This window comes from Eisenbergiella sp. OF01-20 (assembly GCF_003478085.1).
Lineage (GTDB): Bacteria > Bacillota > Clostridia > Lachnospirales > Lachnospiraceae > Eisenbergiella.
This window is the reverse complement of sequence record NZ_QUES01000004.1, coordinates 61,992-79,064: the sequence shown is the minus strand read 5'-3', so window position 1 is coordinate 79,064 and position 17,073 is coordinate 61,992. Positions and strand designations below refer to the sequence as shown.

The 17,073-nt window shown below is 50.4% G+C and carries 17 protein-coding genes; all 17 read right to left on the bottom strand.

All coding sequences use genetic code 11. The features are described 5' to 3' along the window. Window positions 1-32: 32 nt before the first annotated feature. Entirely contained in the window at window positions 33-893 is an 861-nt protein-coding gene (locus DXA36_RS07355; RefSeq protein ID WP_118677847.1) for a helix-turn-helix domain-containing protein, read from the bottom strand. A gap of 202 nt (window positions 894-1,095) precedes the next feature. Beyond that, entirely contained in the window at window positions 1,096-3,627 is a 2,532-nt protein-coding gene (locus DXA36_RS07350) for a hypothetical protein (RefSeq protein ID WP_118677845.1), read from the bottom strand. Further along, window positions 3,624-4,778 (bottom strand): class I SAM-dependent methyltransferase, encoded by a 1,155-nt coding sequence (locus tag DXA36_RS07345; RefSeq protein WP_118677843.1) that lies wholly within the window; start codon window positions 4,776-4,778, stop codon window positions 3,624-3,626. The genes DXA36_RS07350 and DXA36_RS07345 overlap by 4 nt, the downstream gene beginning before the upstream one ends. Before the next feature lie 268 nt (window positions 4,779-5,046). Beyond that, the gene (locus tag DXA36_RS07340; protein ID WP_118677842.1) at window positions 5,047-5,811 is read right to left on the bottom strand and encodes a hypothetical protein; all 765 of its coding nucleotides are present in this window, start codon (window positions 5,809-5,811) and stop codon (window positions 5,047-5,049) included. 99 nt (window positions 5,812-5,910) lie between these two features. After that, window positions 5,911-7,230 carry a hypothetical protein gene (locus tag DXA36_RS07335; protein ID WP_118677840.1) on the bottom strand — a complete coding sequence of 440 codons (1,320 nt, stop codon included), beginning with the start codon at window positions 7,228-7,230 and terminating at the stop codon, window positions 5,911-5,913. Then, window positions 7,220-8,356: a DUF58 domain-containing protein gene (locus DXA36_RS07330; RefSeq protein ID WP_118677838.1), complete on the bottom strand. Its 1,137-nt coding sequence runs from the start codon at window positions 8,354-8,356 to the stop codon at window positions 7,220-7,222. Before DXA36_RS07330 ends, DXA36_RS07335 begins: the two co-directional genes overlap by 11 nt. A gap of 20 nt (window positions 8,357-8,376) precedes the next feature. After that, window positions 8,377-9,351, bottom strand: coding sequence for an AAA family ATPase (locus DXA36_RS07325; protein ID WP_118677836.1), 975 nt, complete (start codon window positions 9,349-9,351; stop codon window positions 8,377-8,379). A 126-nt stretch (window positions 9,352-9,477) separates the two neighbouring features. Continuing rightward, entirely contained in the window at window positions 9,478-9,882 is a 405-nt protein-coding gene (gene atpC / locus DXA36_RS07320; RefSeq protein WP_118677834.1) for an ATP synthase F1 subunit epsilon, read from the bottom strand. A gap of 14 nt (window positions 9,883-9,896) precedes the next feature. Then, on the bottom strand, window positions 9,897-11,303 hold the full coding sequence (gene atpD / locus DXA36_RS07315) for a F0F1 ATP synthase subunit beta (protein WP_118677832.1): 1,407 nt from the start codon (window positions 11,301-11,303) through the stop codon (window positions 9,897-9,899). Window positions 11,304-11,384: 81 nt separating this feature from the next. After that, entirely contained in the window at window positions 11,385-12,314 is a 930-nt protein-coding gene (gene atpG, locus DXA36_RS07310; RefSeq protein WP_118677830.1) for an ATP synthase F1 subunit gamma, read from the bottom strand. Between the two features lie 19 nt (window positions 12,315-12,333). Further along, a complete protein-coding gene (gene atpA, locus DXA36_RS07305; protein ID WP_118677828.1) occupies window positions 12,334-13,839 on the bottom strand; it encodes a F0F1 ATP synthase subunit alpha in 1,506 nt (501 codons plus the stop codon). 107 nt (window positions 13,840-13,946) lie between these two features. After that, a complete protein-coding gene (atpH, locus tag DXA36_RS07300; protein ID WP_118677826.1) occupies window positions 13,947-14,495 on the bottom strand; it encodes an ATP synthase F1 subunit delta in 549 nt (182 codons plus the stop codon). Then, a complete protein-coding gene (atpF, locus tag DXA36_RS07295) occupies window positions 14,483-15,046 on the bottom strand; it encodes a F0F1 ATP synthase subunit B (protein ID WP_118677824.1) in 564 nt (187 codons plus the stop codon). The genes atpH and atpF overlap by 13 nt, the downstream gene beginning before the upstream one ends. Before the next feature lie 44 nt (window positions 15,047-15,090). Further along, a complete protein-coding gene (gene atpE, locus DXA36_RS07290; RefSeq protein WP_009251917.1) occupies window positions 15,091-15,342 on the bottom strand; it encodes an ATP synthase F0 subunit C in 252 nt (83 codons plus the stop codon). 93 nt (window positions 15,343-15,435) lie between these two features. After that, window positions 15,436-16,155: a F0F1 ATP synthase subunit A gene (atpB, locus tag DXA36_RS07285; RefSeq protein WP_118677822.1), complete on the bottom strand. Its 720-nt coding sequence runs from the start codon at window positions 16,153-16,155 to the stop codon at window positions 15,436-15,438. Continuing rightward, entirely contained in the window at window positions 16,152-16,631 is a 480-nt protein-coding gene (locus tag DXA36_RS07280; RefSeq protein WP_118677820.1) for a hypothetical protein, read from the bottom strand. The genes atpB and DXA36_RS07280 overlap by 4 nt, the downstream gene beginning before the upstream one ends. After that, window positions 16,600-16,851 (bottom strand): AtpZ/AtpI family protein, encoded by a 252-nt coding sequence (locus tag DXA36_RS34190; RefSeq protein WP_118677818.1) that lies wholly within the window; start codon window positions 16,849-16,851, stop codon window positions 16,600-16,602. Before DXA36_RS34190 ends, DXA36_RS07280 begins: the two co-directional genes overlap by 32 nt. Window positions 16,852-17,073: the final 222 nt, after the last annotated feature.

Sequence of the window (17,073 nt, the reverse complement as noted above, 5' to 3'; positions counted from 1 at the left end):
ATACAGGAGTGTAACAGGAAAATATAAGGAAATTATAAGGATCCGGAATCTTCCGTATATGTTTCTTCCTTCTTTTCTTTCCGGGTCCGCATATACCTGGTCACGGCGTAGTAGACCGGAACGGCCAAAAACAGCAGCCAGCCCGGATGCCAAAGCCCTTTAAAAATACCGAGAAGAAGATATACCAGCATCACCAGGACAGGGAAAGCGAATCTGCCCATATCCTTTCGTCGGAAAGCCTCCACACAGGAATGGAACAGGGGTATGGTCAAAAAGATGACCCAGGCGGGATGCCAGGCTCCGGTAAGCACACCTATCACAATAAACGCTGTGATTACCAGCAGGGTGAAGGGAAATTCGGATCCGGCCCATTCCCAGAAAAGGTGGCTGTCATACCGCTTCCCATTCACATAGATGCCATCGGAATCCAAGTGAACCTCATCCTCATCCTTCCCGGTGACATGAATCCCTTTCCAGCCGATATATACCTCATTGTCCTTGTCCCTGCAATGGATACCGTCCAGCCCTATATGGACATAATCCCCTTCTTCTTCCGCAAACGCCTTATCCTGTATTTCCGTTAACCGCATATCCGGGGTTTGTGTCTCTGTCAATTGCATATCCGGAGTCTGCATCCCCCTTTCTTCCCTGCCCAATCCGGGATCTTCTATATAAGAAACCGGAATCTCATCTTCCGTGCGCAGAAGCTCATCCATGGATATCCCATAGATTCTGGAAAGCAGAATCAGATTATCCGTATCAGGAGAGGCCTCCGCCCGCTCCCATTTACTCACCGCCTGCCGGCTTATGCCCAGCTTTTCAGCAAGTGCTTCCTGGGAGAAGCTGTTCTGTTTTCTTAAGGTGACAAGCCTGTTGGCAATTTCAATATTCATACGATAAGTCCTCCTGCCTTTTATGGAACTTTTGGGTTCCCGACTTCCTGCATTATAAGGGAAACCCCTGAAGTTGCACTACCAATTCTGCTTTTCATTGCCGCAACTATCGGTTGCAGCCCCTGTATTTTGGGGATTTCCCGTCTATAAGAAAGAGCCCCATTCTTCCATGGGGAGAATGGGGCCCGGTATACGACGTCTGTTATTTCTTCACATAGGACAGGAAGTGGCAGCCGGTTTCTTCGAACCATTGGGCGGCATCATTCATTCCCATCTTGTAAACCGTACCTGTTTCCGGATTCATCAGCACCACATTTGTTTCATTAAAACCGATGATAAGAACCGCACTTCCATCTCCCAGAATAGCCAGCACAGGAATTTCCCTGTCCGGATAATAAAGCACGCTTTCCAGGGTACAGCCTGATAAATCCAGTACCTGTGCATTTTCCAGATTCTCTTCCAGAACCTCCTGCACTGTCTTTCCCTGGGCAAGCAGATAATCCGAATTCCTCATGATACCTTCATAAGAGAATATGGAATCCAGGCACACAGCCAGACTGTTTTTCTCCTCCGTAACGGGGACACCCTCAATCGCCATGATCTGGTTTTTGGTATTAATCCTTCCCCTTCTCCAGATATAGGCACCGCTTTCCCCTGTCACCGTACCAGCCGTATCATAGGCCAGGTTGATCGCCTCACCGGCCGTGGGAACAATGGTCACTTCCCCGCCGGGGCTGTATACATAATAGTTCTCTGCTGTTATCCGGGACGCAGGGATATGGATTTCCCTGCTGCCTTCATACAATACCTCTCTTGGAGTAAGGAATTTAAGCTTTTTCCCGTCGAGCGCGGATTTCATCTGGATTTCCGTAATATTCTTGTACTCCTCCATGGGAATGCTGATAACCTTATTGCTTCTCTGGACATTCACCACGCCGTTTACTATCTGATCATCCTCACAGGGGATATAATTTCCCTGTTCCTCCTTTTCCACACGTTTCAAGTTGATCTGGTTCTCATTCATGCTGCAGCCGGTCACATAGACCCCCGGCTTTTCATAGGTCTTCAGCACTTTTCCGTTCTCGTTCTGGATTTTTATCTGGTACATGGGAAAAACCATTGTTCCGGCAGCATCCAGCCTTACATCGTCTGTCCGGGCCACCCCATATATCAAATCATCATTCATAAAGCCGAGAGGCATGATATAATTGCCGCTTCCCGCAGGGATTGTCACACGTTCCCCGCTGTTGAGGTTCATCAGGGTCAGACTGGTGCTTTCGTATTTTTTCCCCTGATCCTGCCAGGCAATCATCCGGTTGCTTTCCGATACCTGATAGCTGTCGCCGTTCAGATTCTCCGCCACCACATCCACCGCCTGGCTGTCAAGGTGGATACAGCTGATTTGATTGTTCAGAAGCATATACAGCTCATTTTTACCATTGATATAGGCCAGCTGCTCCACTTCCGCCTCAAATATTTCCGGCGCCTTCTGCGTGGGTATAAATGCCAGCTCCTCCACGGTATTCAGGGAGTTGTTATACAGGTATACCTCGGCCCCCGTGTAACCCTCCCTGCTGCCGCGGCTGATATACCCATATACCATGAAGAAAACGTTTCCGGCCTCATCCACCTGCAGAATTTTAAATTCGTGGCCGCCATAAAAGGAACGTTCATCCTTTCCTTCCGGATCGTAAAAAGAAAATAACTTGGAGAGCTTATTATCCGTCATATTCAGGCTGTAGAGGATTCCGGCCTGGGCGAATGCCAATACCTTCCCCCCGTCGCTTTCCATCATTTTCACATCCGAATCCGTTATTCCCAGCACTATCTTGTCTCCCACAAAAGCGGTTTTATCTTCCGAAAAAATCTCACTCATGTTTCTTTCAAAATCCAGAAGATACATGGTGCCGTCCGTTCCCTGGCGGACACGGTATACCTCATCGGCCACGCCGAAAACCTCTTTTCCCTGACGGATAAAGCTTATCAGATACTCCACCGTAATGGAAGCCGTCTGCTCGGTGATATCCCGGATGGTAAAAACAGGCTCCGTAATCTGCTTCACCTCAAGTCCTGCCCAGCCAATCTGGGATTCACTGCTGTGTATATTCACCTTGCTCAGAGTGGAATTATCCCCCTCGCTGTTTGGCTCCAGATTGGCACGGTATCCTCCCGGCCATTCCTCGCTGAAGGTAGCCGCGTTGAAATCCCTGACAAATTCCAGCTTTTCCTCCACGCCATAGCCCTCCGCCTGGATGATCCTGGTATAATAGCGGGCGCATCTGCCGTCCTCCAAATTTACAAGAACGGTCAGGCTGTATTCCGTCTTTTCATCTATCAGATCCTTCAGCACGATATCCGCAGTGATGGTATCGCCGTCCACCCGGAAATTGGTGATTTCCGTGTTTTCCACCAGCCGGCTGCCGTCCACGCTTCGCACCTCAAAAGCCATGGAAGCCACGGTCTGATCATATTTTTTGACACGCAGGGAAAGCCTTCTGTCGACTCCGATGGGCATGATGCTTTCCTTCATATATTTTTCTTCCATCGGGGAAAGGAAGCCGTGCATCATATTCACATGTTCCTCTCCCACATTTATATAAACGAGAGGCAGTTCCGGCAGCTTCATTTCCGCCGTCATATCCGTGTTCCCTTTATTCAGAAAAAGGCTGCTCACTACAAGCACCACGATAAATGTTGCTGCAAATACGCAACCCTTGATAATTGTCTTCTTCATTCCCATTCCTTTTCAGTGCCCAGCAAATCCTGCAGGCAGGTGTGCACCTGCAGAAAATCCGCCATCTGATTGATTCCCGTATCAACACGCTTTCCGCCGTTGCGCTTCACTGCCCGTATCAGAATATTTTTGGGCGTATGCTCCATATCTATAAATTCCAGCAGCTGGGTGTCATATCCGGATTCTTCCAGCAGGTTTGCCCGCAAAGCATCCGTCAGCAGCGCAGACATACGTTCCTTTACCAGGCCGTATTTCAAAGCCGGCTGAAGGATATCACAACGGATTTGGCGGTTCATTTCATGCTGGCAGCACGGAACGGACAGGATTACCCCGGCGTTCCAGCGGATTGCCTTATACAGTGCATAGTCCGTAGCCGTATCACAGGCATGGAGAGTAACCACCATATCCACCTTGTCTTCCCCGGTATAATCGGCGATATCCCCCTGCATAAAATCCAGCCCGGTATATCCGTATTTTTCCGCAAGCCCCTGGCAGCGGTGGATAACCTCTTTCTTCAGATCCAGGCCGGTAATACGGATAGCAAGCCCGCAAAGCTCATGAAGATAATAATACATGGCAAACGTAAGATAACTTTTCCCGCAGCCGAAATCAATAATACGCACACATCTGTCTTTAGGAAGTATAGGCATAATATCTGCAATAAATTCCAAAAACCTGTTAATCTGCCTGAATTTGTCATATCGGCTTTTAATAATCCTGCCGTCTTCTGTCTGGACACCCAGATCCTTCAGAAACGCAACCGGCCGGCCTTCCTCCAGGATATATTTCTTCGACCGGTTGTGGGAAAGCTCCCTGCCCTCCTCCCTGGCACGGTTTTTTTTCTTTATGGTTACCTTACCCTTTTTGCTCACCATAGCAACCGCCTGATAATCCATAGTCTCCACATCCATCTGACGGAAGGAAGCTGTGAGGGCTTTTCCCAGTTTTTCCATCGCCTGGCCAACGGTGAGATTCTCATGGAAAACCTGGTTGCCGCGATAGCTTTCCAGCTGGAAATAAAGCGCCGTCTTTATCATGACCGGCCGCAATTTAAGGCGGGTATCCCCGCTTTTATCTCTGGGACCTCCGGCGCTTATCTGATATAATCTTTCCGTCAGGCTGTCCTCTAACAGCTTGTATAATTCTTCCATCCAAAGTACCTCTGTTCTATCCGTTCAGCACATTTGCTGTCTAAACTGTTACTAAAAACGTAACGATCCATACAGGTCTGCGCATTTACTGCGCAGACCGTAAGAACGTGATTCAAGGGTGCCAAAAGCCATCGCCGGAGGCGATTTAAGATAGATTTTGGCAGTAACTGTGAAGGAACTGCACAGTTACCTGAAAACAAGCTTTCCGGCCTTACGGCCGGCTTATTAATCACGAATCTATTTTAATTCCTCTGCATAAAATGCACAACTAGAATTTATAAAATCCATTATTTCTTCTGCCATTTGAAGAGCACATGCCGCAGGAACCACCCCTGCCATGTCTTCTTCTGAAGATTTCATAATACAGAAGAACCTGGATTAGATCGCCTCTGTGACGGCGTTCCTCCTCCCTGCGGGAGGTGATTTCTATCCTGTTTTTTTCCGTCAGGAGGGTATTATCCTTCCTTTGTTCTCCGTTTTCCCCGCCTGCCGGCTCAGATGCCTGCTCTGTTTCCGTCATTTCCGCCTTTCTTTTTTCCATAAAGGCCTTAGCGGATGCCTCTCCTGCGCTTTCTGATGCCCGTTCCTCTTCCCGCAGTATTTTATCAATGACATCCTCGCTCAAACGGTACATCGCCAGCCGATCCGGGTATTCATCATAAATCATGCTTCCGCTGTAATCCATGGTGTCCAGGATATCCATAATTTTTTTCTGGTATCTTCGGGCTTCGTCCGGATAAAGCTGGAGGAAATATTCCAAATCCCTTACCGCATCATCCTCCTCGTCCCAATACATGGGCATAGGATAGGTCATATAAAAGGGGAGCGGTTTTTTTGTGCTGCCGCAGTTCCCATAGGGGCAGCCATAGTCCATATTGGCACCTCCGTTCCTCCAATCCTCCGGGTATCCTTTACCCGCGTATTCTCTGTAGCCTTTCTGATATCCTCTGTATCCCGGCATATTCCGCCCTTCGTCCTCATTGCGGTAGGGCTCTTCCGGAAATCTGCCCGGAAATTTTCTTATATCATCCATCACTTTCCCTTTCCGGACTGCTCCGCCCCTGAAGGTTTCCTCAGGCGCTTAACATCCAATCATCTTTATCTTATGTTATGCATCCGGCAGGGAAAGGGTTTATATTGTTTTTGTTTTATCGGTTAAGGCTTTGGCCGCATGTGCCGCCAATCCGGCCTCTTCTTTGGTACAATCGCCGTGATAGCGGGCTTTTTCGTACAAGCGGAGCAGATCCTTTCCCGCGTTCCCGTTCTCCGGCCCGGCTGCATCGGCCTTCTCCAGCATTTCTCTTGCGGTTTTGCCGCTTTCCGCAAGCCCCAGCTTTTTTACCGTCCGGATAAAGCATTTCCGTATTTTCTGTTCCGGTGTCCTGGCCAGTAAAGGGAGGGGGTTTTCCTTTTCTTTCTTTCTCCGTCTGCCCGCCAGGGATTCCCGGATTTCCGTTGCCTGACCTTCCTCTTCTTCCTGTAACGCTGTTTTTTCGTAAAACATCTTTATAGCGGCCAGCACCAGCTTATACAGAAGGAAACACACCAGGGCCACCGTAAGGCCTGCCACTACATATTCCGTTATTTGAATCAGCAGCTCCAGCCAGGCCGGTGTTGCCGCCGCTTCCCCCAGCCCCATATCCATCTGTCCGGCCGCTGCCGCTTCCTCCGCGATTTCCTCTTCCTTACCGGAAAAAAGGCTTAAGAAAAAGCTGATACATGCGGCGATAGCCCTGGCAACATAATAGGCGGCGGTTTTCACCAGATCCATCATGCTGCGCACAAGGCGGTTATTCGTTCCCGCCCCCAGAATAATTACCGCGAGCATCCCGAATATCCCTGCAAGGCCGCCGCCCTGCACCAGCATTTTCCTTACGGGAATATGGGCATTGCTGCTGCGGTTGAACTGTACAAAACGGACCAGATGCTCCAGATAAGAATATACAAAATAAAGGAACGTATAAAGCAGGGCCGTATTCACAATCCGGCCGCATGCCGCTTCTTTTCCCAGATAAGCGCATGCCAGAAAGGAAGCTCCCGCGGCAATCCCCCCCGCGACAGGTCCCAGCTGTCCTTCCCCGACCTCCTGGCGGGCAATCCGCAGCTGAAAAGAACGCACAAGGTAGCCCCCGGCCAGAATGCCGAAAACCACTTTCTGCATCCCCCCATTTCCCAGAAGGAATACAGCGGCGGCTGCCCCTGCAGCATGACATGCCACGAAGGTCAGGAAATGCCCCGCCTTCTCCCGGATGATAAGAAACAGAAGGGGGACGGCAAGAAAAAGAACCTGACGCAGGAGCCCCGGTGTCTGTACCCCGGACCCGGCTTCGCCTACAAGGCTCTCCAGATTGGAAAAAGAAGCAAACACAAAGGTTTCCAGGCAAAATACTATCAGGAAATTCATCACGGTATCCAACACCTGACAGCTGTAATTCATCCATTTATTTTCCATGCAGCATATCCTCCGCGTCCAGTCTGACAAAATGCAGCGCTTCCTCCCCCTCCACATGGCTTTCCATCCGGGGCAGGAGCGGGCACATCCAGGTAAAATCCGTACCTGTCCTGGCAAACACACGGATATCTTCCTGGAATTCCGGGCTTCTGTCAGCCGACAGGAACAAGGTAGCTGTATCCTTCCCTTCTTCCTCCAGCTCCCGCCTGAAAATCCCGCCGAAGGGATATACCCCTTCCTCCAGGCTGATTCTGGCAAACGCCCTGTTTATGCTTTCCATATGTCCCGGGCCTGCACCTGGCTGGATTTTCATGGGATCCCCGGTAAGGATATCCTTCCCGTTGGCATAAACAGCCGCACGGATCCCCTGTCCCAGCAATTCCCCTGCGAATCTGACGGCAATGGAAATACACAGTTCCACCAGCTTTTCGTTTTTCAGGATTCCGGAGTCCGCCAGGTTTACGAAAATACGCACCGCGCGGAGGGAGGTATAATTCCTCATATTCACCATCAGTTCGCCCATACGCGCCGTAGCCTTCCAGTTGATGGTTTTCATCTCATCACAGGGGGCATATTCCCGGATTCCCCGGTATTCAAAAGGATCCTCCAGCATATGTCTTTTAGCAAGTATCTCCCCGTTCAGCTTCTGCAGGGCGCTTTCCAGCTGCACCCCTTCCGCCGGGGCCGGATACACATACAGCGTGCTGTCCGCTTCGGCTTCCGCTATCATTTCCCTCGTAAGGAACAAATCGGCCGCCACCAGATCCAGCCCCCTGATCCGGTAATAGCCTCTGGCCCCGCAGGTAAAAGGGATTATCCGTATCACCCGCTGCCTTGGACCCAGGGACAGGATATCATTCCGGTAATATTTATCGGTTACCGCCCCTTCGCCTTCGTCCGGAAACCGGAGTTTCCTGGAAACCTGAAATTTGACCTTCAGCATTGGAAGCGGAAGCAGCTTCCTGTTTTCCACCCGCTCCGAAAGCTGGCAAACTTCACCCGCTACCGCACTTTCTTTCGAAAAGGCCAGCTCCACGGAAAGATCCTTTTCCCAGTAACGCCCATAAATCCACTTCTGAAAACAGAACAGAAATACGGCGCCGAACACAATCCAGATAATCAGCATAGCGTTCCCACCACGCTTTCTTACGGCCTGCGCAAGAAATGCGCAGATCCTTCTGAACTGTCACTAAAATCTTCCACGGGCACGGGCACGCCTGCGAGAATATCCTCCATAAGCTTCACCGCTTCTTCCTGTCTGCTTCTGCCAAAGGAAAACATCAGCCTGTGGGCCAGTACCGCGGATGCCAGCTTTTTTACATCATCCGGGATGACATAACTCCGGCCTTCCATACAGGCCCGGGCTTTGGCGCAGCGCATAAGCGCCAGCGTCCCTCTGGGACTTACCCCCATAACCACCTTCTCCTGCTTCCGTGTCGCCAGGGCAATATCCGCCAGATAACCGTTTATAAGGGGATGTACATATATTTTTTCCGCCTCCTCTTTGATGGAAAGCAGCTCTTCCCGGGACATCTCCGGACGCAGCCAAGGCAGGGGATCCCTGTCCTTGTAGGTTTCCAGGATCCGGATTTCCTCTTCTCTGTCGGGAAGTCCCATGGACAGCTTCATGATGAACCGATCGGTCTGCGCCTCCGGCAGCGGAAAGGTCCCTGCCGTTTCTACCGGATTCTGGGTGGCGATTACAAAAAACGGCTCTTCCATTTTCCTTGTTTCCCCGTCAACCGTCACCTGCCGTTCTTCCATGCATTCCAGCAGACCTGCCTGGGTCCTGGGTGTGGCCCGGTTGATTTCATCCGCCAGCAGGACATTGGTAAATACAGGCCCTTCCTTCCATTCAAAACGTTCCGTTTCCCTGCTGTATATATGCATTCCCGTTATGTCCGCAGGAAGCATATCCGGTGTAAACTGGATTCTCCCAAACTTCACTCCGAGCGAAGCGGAAAGCGCTTTTGCCATTTTCGTTTTCCCTGTCCCCGGCACATCCTCTAAAAGCACGTGTCCGCCGGCCAGAAGTCCCGCCAGAAGCTTTTCCAGCACCTCCTCTTTTCCGATTATCACCTTCCCTACATTTTCAAGAACCTTACTTACATCCTCACGCATATGCCATCCTCCCATGCAAACCTTTTGGAAACAACGGATGCCAGGCCGGGGCATCCTTAGAGAAAAAGCAGGTATACTCCATACGGGACTCTCTGCCCCGTCTGACTACACCTGCTTTCTCCCCGCCTATTTTAAAACATTAATACGTGCTATTGCTCTGTCCAAAGCAGTCTCAGCCCTTGCCAGATCCGTATTCGGCTCATGCCGTCTGATACGTTCCTCAGCCCTCTCCAGCGCTGCTTTGGCACGGTTTTCATCAATTTCCTCGGGCCATTCCACGACTTCTGCAAGTACGGTCACCTTTTCCTGCAGAATTTCCACGAAACCGGCATGCAACGCGGCTTCCCGCCTGCCCTCCCCGGTCGTGATCGTAAGAATACCCGGCTTGATCATAACGGTCATAGGGATATGGCCCTTGTAGATACCAATTGCCCCTTCCGTAGTATTGAACTCCACCATGCTTACCGGGCCGTCGTAAAAAACCCGTTCCGGCGTGATGATTTTCAATGTAAAGTTCCTGTCTTCTGCCATAAATGCACCTCTGTTTACGAATGCACGAGTGTGCCAGCACGCTCCCGCACATCATCAATACTTCCTGCATTGAGGAAATAGCTTTCCGGGATATCGTCGTGCTCTCCGTCCAGAATTTCGCGGAAGCTGCGGATGGTTTCGGAAATAGGAACATACTTTCCTTCCATACCGGTAAACTGTCCTGCCACGAAGAACGGCTGGGAAAGGAATCTCTGTACCTTTCTCGCACGGGAAACCACCAGCTTGTCCTCTTCGGAAAGCTCGTCCATACCCAGGATGGCGATGATATCCTGCAGCTCATTATAACGCTGGAGCAGCTCCTGCACTCCTCTGGCTACCCGGTAGTGCTCCTCGCCTACAATTCTAGGATCCAGGATCCTGGAAGTGGATTCCAGGGGATCCACCGCAGGGTAAATACCCAGCTCCACGATGGAACGGGAAAGTACGGTTGTGGCATCCAGATGGGCGAAGGTTGTCGCCGGCGCCGGATCCGTAAGGTCATCCGCAGGGACATACACAGCCTGTACGGATGTGATGGAACCGTTCTTTGTGGAAGTAATACGTTCCTGCAAAGCGCCCATTTCCGTCTGCAGGGTAGGCTGGTATCCCACCGCTGAGGGCATACGTCCTAAAAGTGCGGACACTTCGGAACCCGCCTGGGTGAACCGGAAAATATTGTCAATGAATAAAAGGACGTCTTTACCGCCTTTATCACGGAAGTATTCCGCCATTGTCAGACCGGAAAGCCCCACCCTCATTCTGGCTCCCGGGGGTTCATTCATCTGCCCGAACACCATGGTGGTTTTATCAATAACTCCGGATTCCTTCATTTCATAATAGAGATCGTTTCCTTCCCTGGTACGCTCCCCAACACCGGTGAATACGGAGTATCCGCCGTGCTCGGTAGCGATATTACGGATTAATTCCTGGATCAGGACTGTTTTTCCAACCCCGGCTCCTCCGAAAAGGCCGATCTTACCGCCCTTCTGATAAGGGCATAGCAAATCCACTACCTTAATACCTGTCTCCAGCAGCTCCGTTTCCGTAGACTGCTCTTCAAATTCCGGGGCTGGCCTGTGGATAGGCTCATAACTTACGCCGGAAGGAGCAGGCAGGTTATCAATCGGTTCTCCCAAAACGTTGAACATACGTCCCAGTGTCTTTTCTCCCACCGGTACGCAGATAGGGGCGCCTGTAGCTATTACATCCATCCCCCTCACCAGTCCGTCTGTGGAACCCATGGCAACACAGCGTACAATATCGTCACCCAGATGCTGGGCAACCTCCACTACGAGCGTGCCGCCGCTTCTGGTAGGAATTTTCAGCGCTTCATTGATATCCGGCAGGCAGTTCTGTTCAAATTTCACGTCCAGAACCGCGCCGATTACCTGCGTGATTTTTCCGTTTTTATTCTCTGCCATTACAGTTCATTTTCCTTTCTTAATTTTTACCAGTGCCGCCGGCCAATCACAAGCGATTGGTTAGCTGATCGCAGGCGATCATTAGCTGATCGCCTGGGCGCCTGCAATGATTTCCGTCAGCTCCTGGGTGATGGAGCTCTGGCGGGCTCTGTTGAAAGCGAGCGTCAGATCATCTATCATATCCTCCGCATTGCTTGTGGCAGCATCCATTGCCTGCATCCTGGCACCATTTTCACTGGCAGAAGCCTCCAGAAGGCCGCCGTAGATCATACTGGTAATATATTTGGGAATCAGCAGCTCCAATGCGTCCACTTCTTCCATTTCAAAATTCATGGGCGCTTCAGGCCCTGTATATTCTTCGGTCTGTCCGGCTGCTTTTTCTGCAAAATCCCCTGCCGAACCAGAACCGCCCGACGCAGAATCCGTTCCCAGGGAAGAGGGATCCGAACTTACAGGCAGCAGCCTCGTCAAAACGGGAATGTGTACCACCGTATTCTTGAACACTGTGTAAGCCAGGTAGATTTCGCCAATCTCCCCTTTTTCAAAAGCCTCGAGTACCCGCCTTCCTATATGCATGGCATCGTGGTAGGAGGGTTCATCCATAACCTCCGAATAATCGGCGGCAATATGGTAGCCGTTTCGTTCCAGCGTATCCTTTCCCTTTTTCCCAACCGCGTAAACCACTACGTCCTCTTTGTCCAGTTCGCCTCTGGTGAGCAACTTGGTGATATTGGAATTGTATCCGCCGGCCAGGCCTCTGTTGGAGGTGATGACAATCACTCCCTTTTTACTGCCGGGACCGCCGTCCAGATAGGGATGGCTGATGTTATCCGACATACCCAGAATAGACTTCACCGTCTGATACATGGTATCGAAATAGGGTTTGGATTCCTCGGCTTTTGTTTTGGCCTTCTGCAGCTTGACGGTAGAGACCAGCTTCATGGCTTTCGTTATCTGCTGGGTGCTCTGGATAGTACTCTTCCGCCTTTTAATATCTCTCATGGAAGCCATACAAATTCACCTGTTCTTTCTACCTGAATTGTGCCTTGCACTCCTCGATGGCTTTGATAAGTGTCTTTTCCGTTTCCCCAGAGATTACCTTTTCCGTTCGTATCGCGGCGGGCACTTCGGGATATTTCACATTCAGGAATTCAAACAATTCGCTCTCAAACCGTGTGACCTCCGTCACAGGAATATCCAGCAGGTACTTGTTGGTAGCCGCAAAGATAATAATAACCTGGTACTCAACAGCCATAGGCTTGTACTGCGGCTGCTTCAGGACTTCCTTGATTCTCTCGCCCTGTGCCAGCTTCTCCTTGGTATCTGCATCCAGTTCGGATCCAAACTGGGAGAAAGCGGCAAGCTCTCTGTACTGCGCCAGTTCCACACGGATAGGGGCGGCGATTTTCTTCATTGCCTTAATCTGCGCGGCCCCGCCCACACGGGATACACTTAAGCCCGCGTTTACTGCGGGCCGGAAGCCTGCATTGAACATTTCCGTTTCCAAATAGATCTGGCCGTCGGTAATGGAAATCACGTTGGTGGGAATATAGGCGGAAACGTCACCCGCCTGGGTTTCAATAATAGGAAGGGCCGTGAGGGAACCTCCGCCGTATTCCTCATTCATTCTCGCCGCACGCTCCAGAAGCCTGGAATGCAGGTAGAATACATCTCCGGGATATGCCTCACGTCCCGGCGGTCTCTTCAGCAGAAGGGACAGGGTACGGTAAGCCGCCGCATGCTTGGTGAGATCATCATAAACCACTAGCACGTCACCGCCGTTTTCCATCCACTCCTCACCGATCGCGCAGCCGGAGTAAGGCGCTATATACTGTAACGGTGCCAGCTCGCTGGCAGTGGATGCCACCACCGTCGTATAAGACATGGCGCCGAATTCTTCCAGGGTCTTAACAATGGATGCAACCGTTGAAGCCTTCTGGCCGATTGCCACATAAATACACTTAACGTTCTGCCCCTTCTGATTAATAATGGTGTCAATGGCAATGGCAGTTTTTCCTGTCTGCCTGTCGCCGATAATCAGCTCACGCTGCCCTCTTCCGATAGGAACCATGGAATCGATAGCCTTGATACCTGTCTGCAGCGGTGTATCTACTGATTTTCTGGTAATAACGCCGGACGCAACTCTTTCAATTTTACGGAATTTGTCCGTCTGTATAGGCCCTTTGCCGTCAATCGGCTGTCCAAGGGCATTGACTACACGGCCTGTCATCGCATCGCCTACGGGAACCTCAACCACCCTGCCGGTGGTTTTTACCATATCGCCTTCCCGGATATTCCTCTGGCTGCCAAGGAGTACGGCACCCACGTTATCCTCTTCCAGGTTCAGTACCATTCCGTATACTTCACCGGGAAATTCCAAAAGCTCACCCTGCATTGCGTTTTCAAGTCCGTGGATACGTGCGATACCGTCCGCAACCTGGATGACCGTACCAACCTCTGCCACTTCCAGCTTGGAGGAGTATCGCTCAATCTGTTCTTTGATAACCGAGCTTATCTCTTCTGGTCTTAAATTCATGGACTTTTAACCTTCCTCTACTTCCGCCCCCGGGGCGGTTTTCCATTTTTCCCGTTTACACAGGTTGTTTTATAAAAACTGGTAACTGTTCCGCATCTGCCGGACAGTTATGAAAGCTGTACCTTCATCAGCTGCCTCTGCAGCCCTTCCAGCTTTGTACGGATACTGGAATCAACCACCCTGTCGCCAATCCGGATCACCAGACCTCCAATCAGAGCCTTATCCAGACGGAAATGCAGCTCCATTTTGCTGTACTGTGTGGTTTCTATCAGACGTTTTTCAATTCTGGCCTTCTGCTCGTCGGTCAGCGCCACTGCGCTGGAGACATATGCCACCCCGATTTTGTGGAAAGCCTTATATCTGTCCGTATAGTAAGTAAAAATATCATCAATCGCGCCATAACGGCCCTTGTGAATCAGCACCTCCAGAAAACCGTACATGGTATCGGAAAGCTTTCCTTCAAAAACTTTCTGAAGGATTGCAAGCTTTTCATCCCTTCCGATATCCGGATGATTCATCAGTCTGGAAAAACCGGGGTTGCCTTCCAATATCTTATTAAGAGAAACAATCTCCTCCATGAGGCTGTCCACGGCTCCCTTTTCCATCCCCAGGCTAAACAGCGCTTCTCCGTAAGTTTCCGAAACTAGCTTAGCCATGTGCTATCACCTATTTCCTTAAGAGTCTCATCGATCAGGCTGTCCTGAGACGCAGCGTCAATGGTGCTTCCAATAACCTTGCCCGCCAGCACGCCTGCCAGGGAAACCATTTCCTTCTTCACCTCATCGGCCACCTTCTTCTTCTCCAGTTCCGCTTCAATTTTGGCTCTGGCCACGATTCTTGCGGCTTCGTCCCTGGCCTCCCCGACAATACGGGTTTCATTGGCCATGGCTTTCTTTCTGGTAGCGCTGAGGATCTCATCAGCTTCTTTATTGATATTTGCCAGCTTGTCCTCATATTTCTTCTTAAGAGCGGCAGCTTCTTCCTGGCTGACTCTCGCCTCTTCCAGTTCGTTCCGGATCTTGTCCTGTCTCTTTTTCAGAAATTCCCTCGCCGGGTTGAAAAGAAAATAGGACATCGCCAGGAAAAGCACAAATACGGCTATTACCGACAGTACGGCATCCGCCAGCAGCTGAAAATCCAGATCAAAAAGACGGGGCGTCATTTCGTCAGCAGTCATCAGGACTGCCATCGCTAATTTTGTCGTCAAGATGCAAGCCTCCTTTCATTCATTTTTTGGATTGAGGCCGCACCTTAAATCAGCGGTTTAACGAACATGAGCAGCATGGCAACAAGAAGTCCGTAAAGACCTGTTGTTTCGGCAACTGCCTGTCCAAGAAGCATTGTGGATGTAATATCGGATTTTGCGCCGGGGTTACGTCCTACGGCTGCGGCAGCATGTCCTGCTGCAATACCCTGTCCTACACCAGGTCCGATACCTGCGATAACCGCAAGACCTGCACCGATTGCTGAACATCCCAGAATAAAGCTTTCATTGAACTCCATAATTTCCTCCATTCTTCCGCATAAAAGCGGTTTAAAAATTATTTTCTTATTTATGAACAATTGCGCTGGTTCCATCCGCGCTGTTGTTTCCGCTTACTTATCCCCGATTGCATCTGAAATATAAGTCATGGTCAGCATACAGAATACGTATGTCTGGATCGCACCGGAGAACAGGTCAAAATATACGTGCAGAGCCGCCGGCCATATTACCGCAAACCATTTCAGCAGTCCGTATACCAGCGCCATCATGACAGTACCGGAAAGCACATTGGCAAACAGACGCAGGGACAGGGATATGGGAACAGCCACATCACCGATGATATTGATGGGCGCCCAGATAGGCCAAGGCTCGCACAAGCCCTTCAGGACACCTGACAGCTTCTGGTGTTTCAGCTTATTAAAGTGGATCAGCGTAAATGTCAGAAGCCCCAGGGGAAGCGTTACGCCATAGTCCGCCGTGGGCGGGCGCAGGCCGAACAGCCCCGAGATATTGCTTATCAGAATAAAAATAAAAATAGTGCCGATATAGTTAGCAAATTTCACCGCATTCCTGCCCATTACGTTTTGAATCATGCCGTCCAGCTTTTCCACCACCATCTCCACTATATTCTGAAAGGCACCGGGCACTTCTGAAGCATGCTTCATCGCCCGGTTTGCAGCAATGGCAAACCCGATAAGCACAAGCATGACAATCAGCAGGCATACATGGGTGGTCGTTATCCACACCTGATGTCCGAAAAAGCTGTAGGAGAAGATTCCGTGTATCATAAAATCCACTTCCGACTCCGCGGACAACAAAATACCATTCATCATAGGTTCACCTCCTTCTTTTCTTCATTTTCGGCGCCGGCTGTCTGGCCGGCCTGCCTATTCCATTCCGGGGAGTCTTCCCTATCCTCCTCAGGATGCAGGCGTTTATGCACAAAGGGCTGCAGATATGCCCCCGCCTTCAATCCCATAATTCCCAGGAAAGCCGCCAGAGGATTGGCCGCCCCCGTAAGCATTACCGCCGCAAATACGGCAACTATCACGGCATATCTGACAAAAGCGTGCTTTCGTATATAGCCCTGGGCGGCGCCTCCTCTGTCCAGCCCCTTATCCAGGGACCACCACATATGGAAAGCCGAAGCGCCTGCTAGCAGGATTCCCAGCCATAGTCCCAGGCTGTAGCCTGCCTTGTCCTTTACAAACCACACGGGGACCAGCTGACAGACGATTCCCCACAGCAGTATGCCCGTCCATAATTCCAGGACCGTTTCATTTACTTTTTCCAGAAGATTTTTCATCATGGCTGCCTTTACTCTTGTCCCTGGTTAATTTTTGTGCCAATACATATATGTTCCTGAACCCGGCAAGGGCACCGACAAAGAACAGTATGACCATAAAAAAAGATGTGCCAAGCTTTTTATCCAAAAACATGCCCGCAAAGGAGCACAAAAAAATGGGGACCAGCATATAAATTCCAAACTGGGTTATCAGGGATAAATACCTGAAAACATGATTATCCACTTCCGTATTCCTTTCACCGTTTATGGTACACTTTGTCCAGGGTAAAAACACTCATTTATGATTATACCCATTTTCCCGGATTCTGTCTACCAAAACAGTGGTTTTTTTCATTGACATTTTGTCCCGTTACGTGTAGTATTTTGGACAAATACATACTTCATTTTATAACCTTTGGCAAACCCCGGCAGACGCAGTCTGATGCGTCCCAAAGGAGGAGGAGGC

Excerpts from the sequence above, each read along its gene's own strand:
- DXA36_RS07355 (WP_118677847.1), bottom strand. The coding sequence starts at position 893 with ATGAATATTGAAATTGCCAACAGGCTTGTCACCTTAAGAAAACAGAAC.
- DXA36_RS07350 (WP_118677845.1), bottom strand. The coding sequence starts at position 3,627 with ATGAAGAAGACAATTATCAAGGGTTGCGTATTTGCAGCAACATTTATC.
- DXA36_RS07345 (WP_118677843.1), bottom strand. The coding sequence starts at position 4,778 with ATGGAAGAATTATACAAGCTGTTAGAGGACAGCCTGACGGAAAGATTA.
- DXA36_RS07340 (WP_118677842.1), bottom strand. The coding sequence starts at position 5,811 with ATGGATGATATAAGAAAATTTCCGGGCAGATTTCCGGAAGAGCCCTAC.
- DXA36_RS07335 (WP_118677840.1), bottom strand. The coding sequence starts at position 7,230 with ATGGAAAATAAATGGATGAATTACAGCTGTCAGGTGTTGGATACCGTG.
- DXA36_RS07330 (WP_118677838.1), bottom strand. The coding sequence starts at position 8,356 with ATGCTGATTATCTGGATTGTGTTCGGCGCCGTATTTCTGTTCTGTTTT.
- DXA36_RS07325 (WP_118677836.1), bottom strand. The coding sequence starts at position 9,351 with ATGCGTGAGGATGTAAGTAAGGTTCTTGAAAATGTAGGGAAGGTGATA.
- atpC (WP_118677834.1), bottom strand. The coding sequence starts at position 9,882 with ATGGCAGAAGACAGGAACTTTACATTGAAAATCATCACGCCGGAACGG.
- atpD (WP_118677832.1), bottom strand. The coding sequence starts at position 11,303 with ATGGCAGAGAATAAAAACGGAAAAATCACGCAGGTAATCGGCGCGGTT.
- atpG (WP_118677830.1), bottom strand. The coding sequence starts at position 12,314 with ATGGCTTCCATGAGAGATATTAAAAGGCGGAAGAGTACTATCCAGAGC.
- atpA (WP_118677828.1), bottom strand. The coding sequence starts at position 13,839 with ATGAATTTAAGACCAGAAGAGATAAGCTCGGTTATCAAAGAACAGATT.
- atpH (WP_118677826.1), bottom strand. The coding sequence starts at position 14,495 with ATGGCTAAGCTAGTTTCGGAAACTTACGGAGAAGCGCTGTTTAGCCTG.
- atpE (WP_009251917.1), bottom strand. The coding sequence starts at position 15,342 with ATGGAGTTCAATGAAAGCTTTATTCTGGGATGTTCAGCAATCGGTGCA.
- atpB (WP_118677822.1), bottom strand. The coding sequence starts at position 16,155 with ATGATGAATGGTATTTTGTTGTCCGCGGAGTCGGAAGTGGATTTTATG.
- DXA36_RS07280 (WP_118677820.1), bottom strand. The coding sequence starts at position 16,631 with ATGATGAAAAATCTTCTGGAAAAAGTAAATGAAACGGTCCTGGAATTA.